Here is a 15,994-nt window from a genome sequence, read left to right as displayed (position 1 = left end):
GCTTCAGAAAATATATTATGAGTATCTGCGAAACGGGGCGATGAACCACCTGTCACCTCTACTGTAGGAAGAACGATCAGGAGGAGATATTTGAGCATGAAACATAAAAAACCGTTCAGGTTCAGTGGTGCATCAAAAAAAGATGAAGACTGTAAACCAACAAGAGTAAATAGAAGTATCGAAGATCTTCTCAGGCTGATTAATGAAATGACCGCGATTATCCCCATCGTGTTCGCAAACCCTTCTGCGGCTAATGTATCTTCCTTGCAACAGGTTTTAAGACGTCTGTTGTCTCTGGCGAAAAGCTTAAGGCTTCGCGGCGGGGCCAAGGCAGACATACTGGCAGCGCTGGAGCTTGCTATTGTTGCGTTAGAAGCTACACCTTTCTCGCCGATCGGCGTAGGTACTGCACTGCAACAATTACTGGATGCCTTATTATCCATCGTTTTACAAGAATCCCTCGATCCTGCTCTTAAAGACAGCTTAATCAACGCGATCAGAATCGCTGGAACGATGGTTAGCAACGTATTAGGTGAAACATACTTGTCAGGGGAGCCCGGTGCACAAGGAGCCCCAGGGCCTCAAGGGCTTTCAGGGCTTCCAGGGGTTCCAGGACCTCCAGGACCGGTGGGACCCGGCGGTGCGCCTGGACCAGCAGGTGGACCAGGGCCACAAGGGCCTCCCGGACCTATCGGAGCGGCCGGACCTGTGGGCCTTGACGGGCCTGCGGGACCTGTTGGAGCGACTGGACCTGTGGGCGCCGCTGGGCCCGCTGGGCCTATCGGGGCCGCTGGACCGGAAGGCCCTGCCGGACCTGTCGGCGCTACGGGTGCTACGGGGCCCGATGGTCTACCGGGCGCAGTTGGCGCTGTCGGACCCGCTGGGGCCACGGGTGTTACGGGCGTTACAGGGATTACCGGAGCCACCGGCTCGGGAGCCACCGGCTCGGGAGCCATCATCCCGTTTGCTTCCGGAGGGCCTGCTACACTGACAACTGTTCTTGGTGGACTGGTAGGAACCACAAGTTTGATCGGCTTCGGAAGCTCAGCTACAGGTATTGACCTCGTAGGCGATACCATTGACCTCACAGGTACGCTTGTAGGACCGCTTATTAACTTTGCTTTTTCCGTACCACGGGATGGCGTAATTACCTCTATTGCTGGTTACTTCAGTACAACGGCTGCTCTGACCCTCTTAGCATCATCCGTTAGCATTACTGCCCAGTTGTTTAGTTCCCCAACACCTAATAATTCCTTCACAGCGATTCCCGGAGCTACCGTTATATTGACTCCCCCACTGACTGACATTGTTGCTTTGGGAACGATCTCTAGTGGTATTACTACCGAATTGGCTATACCCGTAACCGCGCAGACCCGTCTACTTATGGTCTTCTCAGCAACGGCTACAGGAGCCTCCCTCCTCAACACCGTGGTGGGTTATGCGAGTGCAGGCATTACCATTACCTGATCCAAGCCGAAAAGGGCCCAACAGGATTGTCCTGTTGGGCCCTTTTTATTTGTATTCCATCAGATGAACTAAACCGTTTCGAGCGATATTTTTACTTCTTCTCCCTCTTCACAAACAGCGAACGTTTTAACTTGTCCGTGATCAGGCTCTTGAACGATGCCTGTCTGCAGGTCAATTTTCCAGTCATATAAAGGATCATAAATATAATGACCAGATACTATCGCCTCTGTAAGAGGACCTCTTTTGGGATGAGGATTGATATTTTCAACGGCATAAAGCTCATTCTCCGAAGTGCGAAAAACAGCAATTTCGACACCTTTGATGTGGATGGTACGTCCTATTCTGATCGGGAAATCCTTACTGTGACCGACGACAAGCCATTCGGCATTTTTGATCATTTGCTTGATTGCTCCCTTCCTCAGGCATTTTAGATACAATTACACAATAGACGGGGTGACAACCTCGAATAAATTCTTGCGTGAATCCTCATCATTGATGATCTTTTTCCAAGGGTCTTCGACCTGTTGCAGTGCAAATTCGATACGTTCTACTAAAGCTTGGCGATTAGCTGTATCATGAACGACTGCTTTCTGAATCTCTTCCAGACCGATCCGTTCCACCCACTCCGAAGTACGTTCCAGGTATTGCCCTGTTTCCCGGTAGAATTGCATTACGCTGCCTACAATATCAATCAGCTCGGCGTCGGTTTTCACTTTACAGAGTGAATCAGCCAACCGTGCTTTAATACCGCCATTACCACCGATAAAGATCTCCCAGCCTCCATCATTACCTACGATTCCGATATCTTTGGTACATGATTCTGCACAGTTGCGTGGACATCCATTAACCGCTAATTTGAATTTTGCCGGGAAATCCAGTCGTTCGAATTTCCGTTCCAACACTTCTCCCATTCCCATCGAGTCCTGTGTGCCAAACCGACAAAATTGCGATCCAACACAGGTTTTAACCGTACGAAGTGACTTTGCGTAGGCATATCCCGACGGCATATCGAGTTCTTCCCATACTTTAGGCAGATCCTCTTTACGGACACCGATCAAATCAAGCCGCTGCCCTCCTGTTACTTTAACGACCTTAACGTTGTATTTAAGAGAAACATCAGCTATCTTCTTCAAATCTTCTGGGGTCGTTACACCGCCGTACATTCTAGGAACAACTGTAAACGTTCCATCCTTTTGAATGTTCGCGTGCAATCGCTCATTTACAAACCGGGAATCTCCCTCATTTTCATAGGTATCCGGGTTAATCATTCCCAGATAGTAATTCAGCGCCGGACGGCATTTGGAGCATCCTTCATCATTATGCCAACCGAGTACATTCATCACTTCACGCGTAGTTGTCAGCCCTTTGGTTTTGATCGCTTCCACAATCTCGTCCCGGCTCAATGTTGTGCAGCCGCATATTCCTTGCTTGGCTGACGTCTTGAAGCTGTCTCCAAGAACATATTGTAGAATCTGCTCCACTACCGGCTTACATCCTCCACAGGAGCGCGTTGCTCCGGTACATGCTTTAATTTCATCGACTGTAGTCAATCCATTGTCATTAATTGCATCCACAATCGCCTTTTTAGTTACACCGTTACAGCCACACACAATTTCATCATCGGCCATCGTTTCAGCGGATGATGTTTTCGCCCCGTGATTGCTGCATCCAGTACCCATGAGCTGTCCATATATTTCATCTGTCATCAACGTTTGCTGACGCACATATTTCTGCAGGCTAGCAGATTCACTCACATCGCCAAACAGTACAGTTCCAACAATCTTATTTTCACGAAGCAGCACTTTTTTGTAGGTGCGCTTCCACTCATCCTTCGCCACAATCACCGTATGTTCAGGCTGGGTGATGAATTCGCCAGCTGAGAAAACATCCACCCCTGAAATTTTGAGCTTGGTGGAGACCACCGATCCCATATAACCTTCAGTTTCCGCGCCTGCCAAATGTTTGGCAATGACACTTCCCTGCTCAAACAGCGGAGCTACCAGACCATAACAGATTCCGCGGTGTTCAACACATTCCCCTACAGCATATACATTCGGCACAGAGGTTCTCATCAAATCATCGACTACAATACCACGGTTCGTTTCCATACCACTTTGCACAGCTACCTGAATATTAGGCTTGATCCCAACCGCCATAACGACCAAATCCGCTTCCAGCTCGCTTCCGTCTGAAAACCGCAGTCCTTGTACCCGATCTTGACCGTACACCTCCGAAGTTTGCATTTGCATAGCAAACTTGATTCCCTGGCGTTCCAGTTCTGCTTTTAGCATCGCAGAGGCTTCCCGGTCTAGCTGACGTTCCATCAAATCTTCCATTAAATGAACGACCGTAACATCCATCCCCAGATTGACCAGGCCTTTAGCTGCCTCCAGCCCCAACAGACCTCCACCAATGACAGCGGCCTTTTTATAGGTCTTCGCCGCTTCCAGCATTGCCGAGCAATCGGCGATATCTCGGAAACCAATAACTCCCGGTAATTCTTTACCCGGAATAGGCAGAATAAACGATTGTGAACCAGTAGCCACCAAAGCCACATCGTAATCAATTTCCAGTCCGTCTTCGGTGAGAATCTTCTTGTTCTCACCGTCGATGCTTTTCACCATTTTTCCTGTATATAAAGTAATCCCTTGATCCGCATACCATTGCAAATCGTTCAGTATGATATCATCTATTGTTTTACTACCTTCCAACACATAAGAGAGCATGATCCTGTTATAGTTCGGATGCGGCTCACTTCCTAGGACTGTAATTTCATATTTATCTGTTAATTTTAAAATTTGTTCGACCGTATTGATACCAGCCATCCCGTTCCCTATAACCACAAGCTTCTTTTTACTGTTTATCATATACCGGTTCCTCCATTCATTCGACGCTACTTCCTATCCGACGACATCTCTACGTTTCTAATGAATATTGTTTATGCTTCTATTTTAATATAGCAGATAGAGCTATATGTGATTATAATCACAATGTGGTTCGCATTAAGAATGTTTAGGGATTTCCCTATTCCGTTTCAAGGGGTTTTGCACCATTCTCCACGCTGACTCTCAGTGCTAGATAGCCCTAAAACAAAAACAGAAGTGTTTGGTGTGAGATCTGCCGTAATGATTAGATTTAAAAATAGTGTAGTTCATTTGCTCTGGTCATCGAACGAATCTTTCCAGTTCATGTGTAAATACAACCTTTATAAGGAATACTTTAGGGACAACTTGTATCTTAGAATTGAATCGTTTGGAGGTGGTCATCTTGTGGTCTAAAATAATTTCTTATATTCCGAGCTGGAGTATACTCTTTCAAGCAGGCCTCGCGTTGATTATTCCTTTAGGGATTTATTATATAAACACCTCAATTTATTCGTTTGTCGGTAGTAAGGGAGCGAAATCCAAATATTCTTCCGGTCGGCCGCTCTCCGATGAAAATAACGAAGGGCACATTGATCAACAGAATAAACCAAACTCTGAAATTACAGGGAATTACGATTCCGATTTAAATTCGATCCGAGAGTCTATAGGCGGAAATAGTGATGTGCATTTTCGTGAGTTTATGTTAAAAAAATTTCATGCTCGGTCCGTATTAGTCTTCATAGAAGGTATGCAGGATGAAAAGCTTATGAGCAATCAGGTATTGGAGGTCTTGATGTTTGAGGGCCAGCAGGACCAACAGGAACAGCCGGAAAGTATAAGTAACTCTTTTATAAAAGATAGCTTGATGCCACTTACGCAAATTAGTGAAGTTACCAGTATGGAGGAACTGCACGAGTTCATCCTTTTAGGTCATACCGCCTTATTAATTGAAGGAATGAAGGAAGCACTACTGGTAGGCTCGCCTAATGGCGCCATTCGCTCCGTTAATGAGCCAACCTCTGAAGCACTACTTCGGGGTCCCAGAATCGGTTTTACGGAAGTATTAAGTGAAAATACTTCGATGCTTCGACGCCAGGGCTTAAATAAAAGTCTGGAAATGAAGAAATTTCAAGTGGGAAGCCGAATCAAAAAGGATCTGGTTGTCGCGTACATCAAGGATATTGTGAATCCGGATCTTCTTGAAGAAGTAAACCGCAGAATATCAAAAATAGATATGGATTTTTTGGCTGAATCCGGTTATGTGGAGCAACTCATTGAAGACAATTACTTAAGTCCGTTCCAGCAGGTTCACAACACAGAGCGACCCGACCGTGTCATTAATGCATTACTGGAAGGAAGAATAGCCATTCTTCTGGACGGGACTCCCTTTGCACTTATTGTCCCGGTGACCTTCAGTATGCTGCTTCAATCTCCCGAGGATTATTATGAACGCTGGATTCCAGGTTCACTTTTACGTTTGCTGAGATTTTTTGGAGCTTTCATAGCGCTGATGGGCCCTGCTTTGTATATCTCTTTTATTTCGTTTCATCCCGGTTTGATTCCGACCAAGCTGGTCATTAGCATCATTCAGACCCGTCAAGGCGTCCCTTTTCCTTCCGTCATTGAAGTCATGATTCTGGAAATTTCGATCGAAATCCTGCGGGAAGCCGGCATCCGATTGCCCAAACCCATTGGTCCTGCAATGGGCATTGTGGGAGGCTTGGTCATCGGCGACGCTGCTGTAAATGCGGGCATCGTCAGCCCCTTCCTGGTGATTGTGGTTGCGGTTACTGCCATTTCTTCGTTTTCGATACCGACATACAGTGCGGGCATTACCTTGCGTCTTTTGCGTTTTGTTGGAATGCTCTTTGCAGCACTTCTGGGCATGCTCGGAACCATATTGTTCTTTCTGTTAATTTGTATCCATCTGACGAAGTTGAAAAGCTTTGGCGTACCGTATGTAACTCCCTTTTCTCCCATGCGACCAAGCGATTGGAAGGATTTGTACATCCGGGCTCCTATATCTCTGATGAAACGAAGACCTGTTATGATGAAAACACAGCAACGCAAACGTAGACCATGATGCCAAGACGAAGGAGGAGCTACTGTGTTTAGACGCTCTGATGACAAGATCACAACGAATCAGGCGGCTGTATTCCTGACCAATACCGTATTGGGCGCAGGGATTTTGACACTGCCGAGGGGTGTAACTGAACAGGTACAGACTCCTGATGCATGGCTTTCTGTCCTTATCGGTGGGGGGATTGTCATATTCGTCGTCTGGATCATGGTGAAATTAAGTCGACAGTTTCCTGGAAACACCGTGTATCAATATTCCAAAAGAATCGCGGGCACTATTCCGGGAGGATTTTTAAGCGTTTTATTAATTATATACTTTTTAATCATCGCCGGCTTTGAAATCCGTGTTTTAGCCGAAGTGACCATGTTTTTTCTACTCGAAGGCACACCCATCTGGGCGATTGTGATTCCATTTATCTGGGTAGGGAGTTATTTGGTTTTTGGAGGCATTAATCCCATCGCGCGACTGTACCAGATTGTACTTCCGATCAGTCTCTTCTTTCTGCTTCTCTGTTTTCTCTTTAGCTTAAGGATTTTTGAAATTGATCATCTTCGTCCCGTATTGAGTGAAGGGGTTTTACCCGTCATCAAGGGATTGAAATCAACTATCCTTGTTTTCAGTGGATGTGAAGTTGTCATGACACTGGTCGCTTTTATGCAGCATCCCGAAAAGGCATTTAAGGCCATGGCGGTGGGGATCAGTATCCCTTTGGTTTTGTACTTTTTGACCGTAGTTATGGTGGTCGGCGGGCTATCGGTAGATTCCACTGTGACAAGTACTTGGCCTACCATTAATTTGATGCGCAGTTTTGAAATCCCCGGATTTCTTTTTGAACGGCTAGAGTTTCCGCTGCTAGTGATCTGGATGATGCAAATGTTTTGTAATTTCTGCAGTTTTTTCTTCAATGCATCCTTAGGTGTTTCCCAGGTGTTTGGCCTTAAATATCGTTATGCGATTTTCGGCTTAATCCCGCTAATCTTTATCTCCACAATGACTCCTGTTCGTATGATGGAAGTGTTTAGCCTGGGCGACGCAATCGGATACATGGGAATCCTATTATTTATTTTGATTCCGGTATTTCTCTCCATCGTGTTCATGATTAGGAAGAAGGGAATGAAGCAAAATGTGTAGACGACCCATCCTATCTTTACTGCTTGCCTTCATTCTTCTGGTGACTCAAGTCGGCTGCTGGAGCAGCAAAGAAGTAGAGGAACTTAGCATATATACAGGACTTTCTCTGGATCAGGGGGAGCTCAGTCCATTGGAACAGGATCTGGAGAAGAAAGGCAGCCGTTACTTCAAGAAAAATAAAATTACCGCCAACGTACAAATCGTTCCCCAAAAATCTTCCGGAAGCCCCAATCAACAAGGCGCCGGTGGACAAGGACCAAACTATGTCAATGTAGCTAGCACCGGGGATTCCTTGCTTGAAATCTTCCGGCAGCTCTCTCTCCGTTTGGATCGTCCGGTTATTGGTCACCATCTAAAGGTCATGGTGGTTTCCACCGAGCTGGCAAAACAACAGACGATGCAGCAATTAATGGATTTTGTGCTTCGTGATAATGATATTCGTCCGAGTTGTTTGGTCTTCTTAAGCAAGGGACGAGCAGCTAATACTTTAGTTACCAAATATAAGGAGGAAGTCCCATCCATTCATATTCTGTATATGGTTCGTAACCATTTCAGAACTAGCAAGATAATGAGGGGGGTCAATTTGTCTGAATTGGATGGATTGATGCATTCCAAAAAAAGCTATATATTGCAAAACATCACTGAATCAGATGGAGAATTAGAATTTTCAGGTGCCGGCATTATTAAAGGAGATACCGGGCACTGGATGGGTACTTTGGGACAACAAGACGTGGAGAGTATTGGATGGATTACAGGTGATGTAAAGGGCGGAGCTGTCAAAACATACAACAAGCGAAATGAAGCCATAACTTACGAGATCAAATCAGTAAAAAGCAAAATAACAACGAAGGTGACCGAGGGCAACGATATCTCGTTTCACGTGAAAATTGAATCCAAGGGACGTTTAATCGAAAACTGGGATGATAAAGCGGACCCGACTGAGACACGAAACATGAAAGAGGCTGAGAAAGAGTTTGAAGAACAAGTGACTCGTAGGATTAAGTCTCTTATGCACAAATTACAGTCAGAATATAAAGTCGATGTTGCCGGTTTTGGTGACCATTTGCATATTGAGAAACCGCAGGTGTGGAAAAAAGTAAAGGATGATTGGGATTATAAATTCGGCAAAATACCCGTAACCTTCGATATAAAATTATCCATTACGGATTTAGGTTCATCTGCTGAATGAAATAGTCGCTCCTGATTTCCAGGAGCGGCTACATGCTTAATTCAAATTGATTTTAAATACATCCCCTGCATTGCCACCCAAAACGATCAAGCCACCTTTGGGCAGTACAACCGAATTGTTATTGCTAGCAGTTGAAAATTGTACAACTGCTCCGTTTTCATCATAGACAGCGAACCCTCCGCTTGTTGGAAAATCAACAGTCATCGTTTTATTGGCTGAGTTTTTATCTGTTTTATACCATGTGGCTTGGCCATTAGATGGTATGGTGTACACTGATTTTCCTCCCAAGATAGGTTTAACAGCATCTTCACTGATATAGGATTGTCCATCTATGGTTAAATACTCCGAACCATCCTTGGTATAAAAATTCAGATCAAATGCATCTCTTCCACTCATAACTGGAATCTCAACGGCATTTACTGCTTTATTCTCATCCACAATTTTAGTACCACTTGCGTATCCATCATGATCAACGGATATTTTTTTCGTTATAAATGAGGGGGCCAGATAAAATATGGAAGATATCTTTTCATCCAAAGCATAATAAATTTTCCCGTTTCTGTTTTCCCATGCCTTTTTAACTGTGGGATTTACAGGATTGGCATCTAGCTTTTGATATTCATAAGTCGCCATAACCATTTGACCTAATCCCGGAAAGTTTAAATATAGGTTAGCCTTAATATACGTTTTCCCGTTTTTTTGTTTGTCAAAGCTTACAACTACACTTCCATCACTGCTTTTGAATTGTCCATTGCCTATATACACATATTTTTGCGCTGGGACGAATCCCCCAAAAAAAGCAGGTAAATCAAACTCACCATTTTTAATGTCTACATTAATGGTAGTACCGACAGAACCGTATAATCCCGAATATGCAAGTAAATCAGACGGCATTTCTGCTTTTACAGGAGGCTCAAATGTTTTCTCCGGTACGATGTCTTTAATGATGCCCTTATCTTTTAAAAGTTCCAATAAAATGTTAGAAGCAAAAATATTATCTAAGATGGAAGACCCTCCAGATGAAAGCACAGCCATAGAGATATGATGCTCTGGTATGGTGATCAAAGTAGAGTGATACAAAACAGTATCCCCACCCTTGGATAACGCAGTTATTCCGTAATCACTAAACGGTGCCAACTGAACCGCATCCCAACCAAGTCCATAATTAAAGCTGTTTGTCTCTTCAGGTACCCATATTCCTTTTCGATATTCATGACTTTGCATGGACTTCGCAGATTGTACAGATAAAATATCGGGTCTGTTCCCCGTCAATACTTCTGAAAACATAGCCACCTCTTCTGCGGTGGAGTATAACCCACCTGTCCCGATGACATTGGCATTTTCAACCGGTAAGGCCCCCTCAATCGCAGGAAAATAAGTTTTGGACAGCTGTTGTCTATCAAATTGATCGAGAGATGTTTTGGTAGATCTCAAACCCAAAGGGGTATTCATATGCTTTGCTAAGAAATCGGTGTAACTTAGACCGCTCACCCGCTCAACTAATATTTCAAGCAATTGAAACCCATCATTGGTATATACGGAATATTCGCCAGGGTTTGATTTTAAAGTTTCTGATTGCAACCTTAGCAAGAGCTCATCATGATTTTCTGTATCATTGTCATTAAATAACATACTATTTTTATAGTGAGTACCATAAAGACCTGATGAATGATTTAACAGCATACGCGGTGTAATTTGTTTGTATCTTTCATCAGACATTTTAAAGTCCTTAATGTATGTAGTTAGCGGCTGATCAATATCTACCTTATGGGCATCCACCAGCATCATCGTTGCAGCAGATACATACATTTTGCTTGTAGAGCCTATACCGAACATCGTATCTTTGGTGATTTGCTCGTTAGTTGCTTTATTCTTTACCCCCACGCTATCCGATAATACGATGTTTCCTTGGTCCATAATGGCATACTGCACACCGCTAGCACCGTATTTGGATACCAGCTCCGAGGCCAGACTGCGAGCCTTTTCCTTGATAGGTTCAACAGTGCCTTGAGCAAAAGTATTCGTCATCGGCAGTACAAAAAGCATAGCAGAAACGAACACAGCTATTATTTTCTTCATTCCATATTTCCTCCTCTTATAGCTTCACCAGATTTTATGACTGACCTGATCATACAATGAACGAGGATTCTATATAAAAAAACACCCTTAAACGAAAAAAAACAATCCCTAAACAACATGATGTCTAAGGAATGTCCTTATAAAATGGCAATAAAACCATATTATTGAATACTTTATTTTTCGTTTCAATGGTCATATTCCCACCATATTTGTCACATATTCTAGATATATTGGTTAAGCCAATGCCATGAACATCTGGGTTTGATTTTTGACTATGCAAATGAGCCACTTCATTCTCCACATGATTAAGGATGTGAATGAAAAGCGCGGACTCATTGGAATGTATTTTAATAAGAATGTACCTGTCATCAGCAATCTTGACCTTTTTAGATGCTTCTATGGCATTATCCAGCATATTCCCTAGAACTACACATAAATCATAACGTTCAATATTTACTTTCTGTGAATATAAGTTAAGTTGGGTATCTATCTTTATGCCATTGGCTTGCCCAATATTAAGACTATTCGTGACAAGAGCATCTATAACCAGATTACCGGTATTAACCCTTTGATATGCTCCTTCGATTTTATCTAAGGTAACCTTAATATGTTCACTCGCCTCAGCCAATTCATTTCTCTTGATACATTCTTCAATATACAAAAACTGTTGGTGTGTATCATGAATGATTCTTTTTATATTTTTGAAGCTGTGAACCGTTTTTTCGTAGTTAGCATCTTGGTAGTCCATCTGATGTTGTAATTGAGCATTTTCATGCATTAATTGAAATTTTTCAATGACATTATCAAAAATATATATGATAAAAACATTTAAGGAAATAAAGCCAATAATAGAACCAAAATAATACATATTCTTTTCACTATAAACAGATAAAACATTGACCTGATATAAACTTATGATGGGAACGATTAAAAATAAAATATAGTAACGATGCTGCAAAGGGAAGGTTCTGCGTTTGGCAAATAGCCGTATAATCTGAATGACAGCAAACATGATAATGCAGCTGAGTAACATAACCTTTGAGAATATTAAGTGATCTTGTCCACTCAAATAGATAAAGTTGCCAATTTTAACGGAGCCTACAGCATATAAAATATAAAGAGATATAAAATTAACGCTGGTTATCAATACAGCATAAAGAATAGAAAAAATGATCTTTGTCTTTATTTCCACTGTATACGATTGCGCTAAACTAAATATGACAAGTAATGCTAAGATCGAAGCTATCGTAGGAGTCAAATAAACACTTAAATATAAGGAATCCAGCAACCCAAAAATAATGAAGTACACGAATCTGTTCGGCTTTCGATTGGACTTATCAAAAACCGAGTTAAAGTAAAAATTCACTTGGAAGCACATAACAAGGACAACGCAAAGATTAAGAAGCAGGGAGTTATATTCCATCATATTAATGCATCTTCATGATCATAAATTTGGTATATATATCTTTAACTTCTTTTATTTTAGAACGCCCAATAGGTAACTTCACATCATTTGACATCAAAACATCACCGCCAGCAAATTTTTTCACATGAATTAAGTTTATAATAATCGAACGATGAATTTGTAGAAAATTATGTTCTTTTAATGCTGAAGCATAGTCCGAAAGAATCCCTTTGCTATCATAGGTTTGAGTAGAGGTTACAAAATGTAGTTTGTTTTTTATGGTTAAGCTTTTGACCACTTCAATACTAATGATATCATCATATTTTAAAAGCACTTCCTCATAAGCTGACTTGATGATAACGAATTTTTTATCGAGAGATTGAAAATATTGACACAGCTTTATCATTTTTTCCTCAAAGATATGGGGAGCAATCGGTTTTATTAAATACTGAAATGTGACTACGTCAAAACTTTCCACCATATATTCAGGGTAGCTCGTTAAAAAAACAATCTGTTCATCCAGGTGATTTAAACTTCTTATTTTTTGGGCGGTTTGAATTCCGTTCATGCCATTCATTTCAACATCCAATATTAAGATATGGAATGGAGACTCATGGTTTTGATAATGAGATACCAGCTGTTCTCCGGAGTCGAATAATTCAACTTTAAATTCTATACTGGTCTTTATCGACAAAGTAATCAGCATATTTTTAACAAGCTCTCTCTGCTTATGCTCATCATCGCAGATAGCCACTCTATACATAAATAACATACACCTCGTTCCCATTGCGTTGATCATGGAATTGTATTTTAAATAGTATATAACCTTTTAACATTCTATAAATAGCTTTTGGATAAAACGCAAATTCAAATCCCTCAAATGCCAGTATAGAAGCTGCTCAGCAGTTGCATCCAAGGTAAAAAAAGAAACCCTCGTCTTAAAAGACGGGGTTTCTTAACTATATTATTGATCGTTATTCAAAAAATCTGCTCTCTTGTCTCCACTGTGGGAACGTCTGGCAAAGTCGACAAATTGGAATTTGTCCAGCCGATGCCTTGATTCAGTGTACTGGAACAATGTAGTGTCCTCCAGATAAACATAGTTACGTACTACAACCACATGAGTGTAATTCTGAAGGTCCATCAGCCTATGATCTTCTTCGTCTGCGTTTTCTACGGAAACGACTTTTTTGGCATAACTGATTTGAAGATGGAGCTCTCCCTCCAAATATTCGTAGATGGATCCACGACTAATTTCCTCAGTAAGCACAGGTACAATGTCTGATCGAAAGTAATCTTTATCCAGTATGACGCATTCACCTTCAATTTCACGTGCACGAACGACTTTCCAGACCAAATATTTGTCTTTGTCAATCTCAAGATGATTGGCTATGTCATCTGGAACTGGAAGTAGTTGATTTTCATGTACAATGGTTCGAGATGTACGCCCAATCCGTTCGGACATTTCCTTGAAACTGACCAGTCCTCCTATAGGAAAATCCATCCGCCCCATATCCAGAACAAAAGATCCTTTAGCTTTTATTTTATGGATATACCCATTTTGTGCAAGCAAATGGAGTGCCTTACGTACGGTTTCGCGAGAAGTGTTATACTCCCGGGCAAGTTCATTTTCAGAAGGCATTTTCGTACCTGGAGCCAATTCGCCTGTCTGGATCTGTCCCGAATAATCCTGATAAATTTGCAAAAATATATTCTTTGTCAATTTTCATCACCACGTTCATTGTAGCATTCTTTCACTTCCCTGTTCACTATAATAGACTGTGCGAATTGAAACTGAATTAATTCGTATGACCTGATGAAGAATTCAAATGAATTCTCATTAAGGTATACTGCAAATCGTCTGCCTCACCTGGCAGTTCCTCAACCGATTTAATCATACTTTGGCCATCCGGGACAATGACAGGTGTAATGATGGGATATCCAGATTTCTGAATCAGATCACGGTCAAATTCCATCAATAGTTGTCCTTGCTTCACAGTTTGATCTGTCTCCACATGTATGGTGAATCCCTCACCCTTCAGTGACACCGTATTGATCCCCACATGTACCAGAATCTGTACCCCTGTCGGATGCTCCAAAATCAAGGCATGCTTGCTTTTCATCATAATATGAATAACTTTTCCGCTGAAAGGGGCAAGAATCTTGCCATCCTTCGGTTCCACTGCGATACCATGTCCCATCTGCCGTTCGGCAAAAGCCGGATCAGGAACCTGCTCCAATGGCACAACACGTCCCAGTACCGGAGTCTTTACTTCAAGCACATCCAGTGCAGAATTTTGACGGCCCGAATCTTTCCGTACGGAGTCGTTAGCTGGTGTAGCTGGAGTCTGACGGCGCTTATTTAGCAGTTTTCCATACATAAAGGTTAAAGTGAACGGTACAATCAATACGATCGCCATCCCAATGAAGAATACACCCCAGTTGTTTGGGAAAATAGACAAGAAGCCTGGAATCCCTCCCACACCAATGGAAGAAGCCATCACATGATTTAGGGTAAGCAGTATACCTGCGACGCCCGAACCGATCATTCCAAATACGAACGGATATTTATATCGGATATTCACCCCGAATATGGCAGGCTCGGTTACACCCAGAAAAGCAGACACAGAAGAGGTAAGAGCCAACCCTTTTCCCTTTTGCTCCTTCAATACCAGCATCATGGCCAATGCTCCGGCCCCCTGAGCGATATTGGACAGCGCCAGCATCGGCCAGAGGAACGTTCCACCCTGCGTACCAATTAATTGCACATCCACCGCCAGGAAAGTATGGTGCATTCCCGTAATCACGAGCAAGGAGTACAAGCCTCCATAGATCAAGCCTCCCACCGCAGGAGCCCAATCGAAAACGTATACAAGACCAGACGTAATAGCATTACCAATCATAAAAGTAACCGGACCGATCACTGTAAAAGCCAGAAATCCCGTTATTAATAATGTAATCGGTGCCACGAGTAACAGCTTAAATGAATCCGCTATCTTTTTATTTAGGAATTTTTCAATTTGTGCAAGTACGTAAGCGGATACTAAAACAGGTAAAACCTGTCCTTGATAACCAATCTTGTTCACTTCCCACCCAAACAAATTCCAAACCGGAACGGTTCCTTTGGTAACGGCATCCGCATAACCGTATGCACTTAATAGATCTGGGTGAACCAGAATCAGACCCAGTACAATCCCGAGTAAAGGACTGCCGCCAAACCGGACAACGGCTGACCATCCAATTAAGGCAGGTAGGAATGTAAAAGCGGTGCTGGCAATGGTATTAATGATAGCAGCAAAGTCAGTCCATTGAGGATAGACCTGAACCAGAGCCATACCTTCGAAGAAAATCCCCTTGCCTGTCAAAATATTATTTATTCCAAGTAATAAACCTGCAGTCACGATTGCGGGCAAGATGGGGATAAAAATATCTGCCAGCGTCTTGATGGCACGCTGAATTGGATTTTGTTTTTTGCTTGCTGCATTTTTGACATCGTCTTTAGAAGCCCGACTACCTCCTGTAATGGAGATCATTTCGTTATATACCTTATCCACCAGGCCTGGACCAATCACGACCTGATACTGTCCTTGTGAAGAAAATTGGCCTTTGACCAAATCATTTTGTTCAAGTGCATCTTTATCTACCAGCTTATCATCATAAAGGGCAAATCGCAGACGAGTTACGCAATGCGTAGAGGCCTCTATGTTGTCTTTGCCACCAACGGCTTTTATAATGTCTTCTACCTGTGATCTTTCAATCGCCATCTAGCCCACTCCCTT

General features: G+C 42.6%; 11 protein-coding genes. 4 read left to right on the top strand and 7 right to left on the bottom strand.

Annotated features, from left to right (window positions below; translation table 11 throughout):
- The first annotated feature begins 96 nt into the window (after window positions 1-96).
- Window positions 97-1,467: an exosporium glycoprotein BclB-related protein gene (locus MKY35_RS03180; protein WP_342445576.1), complete on the top strand. Its 1,371-nt coding sequence runs from the start codon at window positions 97-99 to the stop codon at window positions 1,465-1,467.
- A 68-nt stretch (window positions 1,468-1,535) separates the two neighbouring features.
- On the opposite strand, the gene nirD is transcribed toward MKY35_RS03180, so the two are convergent.
- On the bottom strand, window positions 1,536-1,865 hold the full coding sequence (gene nirD / locus MKY35_RS03175) for a nitrite reductase small subunit NirD (protein ID WP_029515880.1): 330 nt from the start codon (window positions 1,863-1,865) through the stop codon (window positions 1,536-1,538).
- Between the two features lie 39 nt (window positions 1,866-1,904).
- Complete coding sequence (gene nirB / locus MKY35_RS03170) at window positions 1,905-4,334, bottom strand: nitrite reductase large subunit NirB (RefSeq protein WP_342445575.1); 2,430 nt, start codon at window positions 4,332-4,334, stop codon at window positions 1,905-1,907.
- Between the two features lie 400 nt (window positions 4,335-4,734).
- On the opposite strand from nirB, the gene MKY35_RS03165 reads away from it, so the two are divergent.
- The 3 genes from MKY35_RS03165 to MKY35_RS03155 are packed head-to-tail and all read left to right on the top strand — an operon-like array spanning window position 4,735 to window position 8,731.
- The gene (locus MKY35_RS03165; RefSeq protein ID WP_342445574.1) at window positions 4,735-6,414 is read left to right on the top strand and encodes a spore germination protein; all 1,680 of its coding nucleotides are present in this window, start codon (window positions 4,735-4,737) and stop codon (window positions 6,412-6,414) included.
- A gap of 24 nt (window positions 6,415-6,438) precedes the next feature.
- Window positions 6,439-7,542 (top strand): GerAB/ArcD/ProY family transporter, encoded by a 1,104-nt coding sequence (locus tag MKY35_RS03160; protein WP_342445573.1) that lies wholly within the window; start codon window positions 6,439-6,441, stop codon window positions 7,540-7,542.
- Entirely contained in the window at window positions 7,535-8,731 is a 1,197-nt protein-coding gene (locus MKY35_RS03155) for a Ger(x)C family spore germination protein (RefSeq protein ID WP_342445572.1), read from the top strand. The genes MKY35_RS03160 and MKY35_RS03155 overlap by 8 nt, the downstream gene beginning before the upstream one ends.
- A 36-nt stretch (window positions 8,732-8,767) precedes the next feature.
- Here MKY35_RS03155 and MKY35_RS03150 read toward each other — a convergent pair whose 3' ends face one another.
- The 5 genes from MKY35_RS03150 to treP all read right to left on the bottom strand — a co-directional run bounded on the left by MKY35_RS03150 (window position 8,768) and on the right by treP (window position 15,979).
- Window positions 8,768-10,810, bottom strand: a complete 2,043-nt coding sequence (locus MKY35_RS03150) for a serine hydrolase domain-containing protein (protein ID WP_342445571.1) — start codon at window positions 10,808-10,810, stop codon at window positions 8,768-8,770.
- A gap of 124 nt (window positions 10,811-10,934) precedes the next feature.
- Window positions 10,935-12,236, bottom strand: coding sequence for an ATP-binding protein (locus MKY35_RS03145; protein ID WP_322251896.1), 1,302 nt, complete (start codon window positions 12,234-12,236; stop codon window positions 10,935-10,937).
- A 1-nt stretch (window position 12,237) separates the two neighbouring features.
- Entirely contained in the window at window positions 12,238-12,978 is a 741-nt protein-coding gene (locus MKY35_RS03140; protein ID WP_342445570.1) for a LytTR family DNA-binding domain-containing protein, read from the bottom strand.
- A 201-nt stretch (window positions 12,979-13,179) separates the two neighbouring features.
- Window positions 13,180-13,938 carry a trehalose operon repressor gene (treR, locus tag MKY35_RS03135; protein ID WP_342445569.1) on the bottom strand — a complete coding sequence of 253 codons (759 nt, stop codon included), beginning with the start codon at window positions 13,936-13,938 and terminating at the stop codon, window positions 13,180-13,182.
- A 76-nt stretch (window positions 13,939-14,014) separates the two neighbouring features.
- A complete protein-coding gene (gene treP / locus MKY35_RS03130) occupies window positions 14,015-15,979 on the bottom strand; it encodes a PTS system trehalose-specific EIIBC component (RefSeq protein WP_342445568.1) in 1,965 nt (654 codons plus the stop codon).
- Window positions 15,980-15,994 lie beyond the last annotated feature (15 nt).

This window comes from Paenibacillus sp. FSL L8-0638, from assembly GCF_038593075.1.
GTDB lineage: Bacteria > Bacillota > Bacilli > Paenibacillales > Paenibacillaceae > Paenibacillus > Paenibacillus polymyxa_D.
Note: the sequence above shows the minus strand (reverse complement) of the source record. Positions and strands in the feature narration are given on the sequence as shown.

What these genes read in the sequence shown, in the direction of transcription:
- MKY35_RS03150 (WP_342445571.1), bottom strand. Translation starts at nt 10,810, where the DNA reads ATGAAGAAAATAATAGCTGTGTTCGTTTCTGCTATGCTTTTTGTACTG.
- MKY35_RS03180 (WP_342445576.1), top strand. Translation starts at nt 97, where the DNA reads ATGAAACATAAAAAACCGTTCAGGTTCAGTGGTGCATCAAAAAAAGAT.
- MKY35_RS03140 (WP_342445570.1), bottom strand. Translation starts at nt 12,978, where the DNA reads ATGTATAGAGTGGCTATCTGCGATGATGAGCATAAGCAGAGAGAGCTT.
- MKY35_RS03145 (WP_322251896.1), bottom strand. Translation starts at nt 12,236, where the DNA reads ATGATGGAATATAACTCCCTGCTTCTTAATCTTTGCGTTGTCCTTGTT.
- treP (WP_342445568.1), bottom strand. Translation starts at nt 15,979, where the DNA reads ATGGCGATTGAAAGATCACAGGTAGAAGACATTATAAAAGCCGTTGGT.
- nirB (WP_342445575.1), bottom strand. Translation starts at nt 4,334, where the DNA reads ATGATAAACAGTAAAAAGAAGCTTGTGGTTATAGGGAACGGGATGGCT.
- MKY35_RS03155 (WP_342445572.1), top strand. Translation starts at nt 7,535, where the DNA reads ATGTGTAGACGACCCATCCTATCTTTACTGCTTGCCTTCATTCTTCTG.
- nirD (WP_029515880.1), bottom strand. Translation starts at nt 1,865, where the DNA reads ATGATCAAAAATGCCGAATGGCTTGTCGTCGGTCACAGTAAGGATTTC.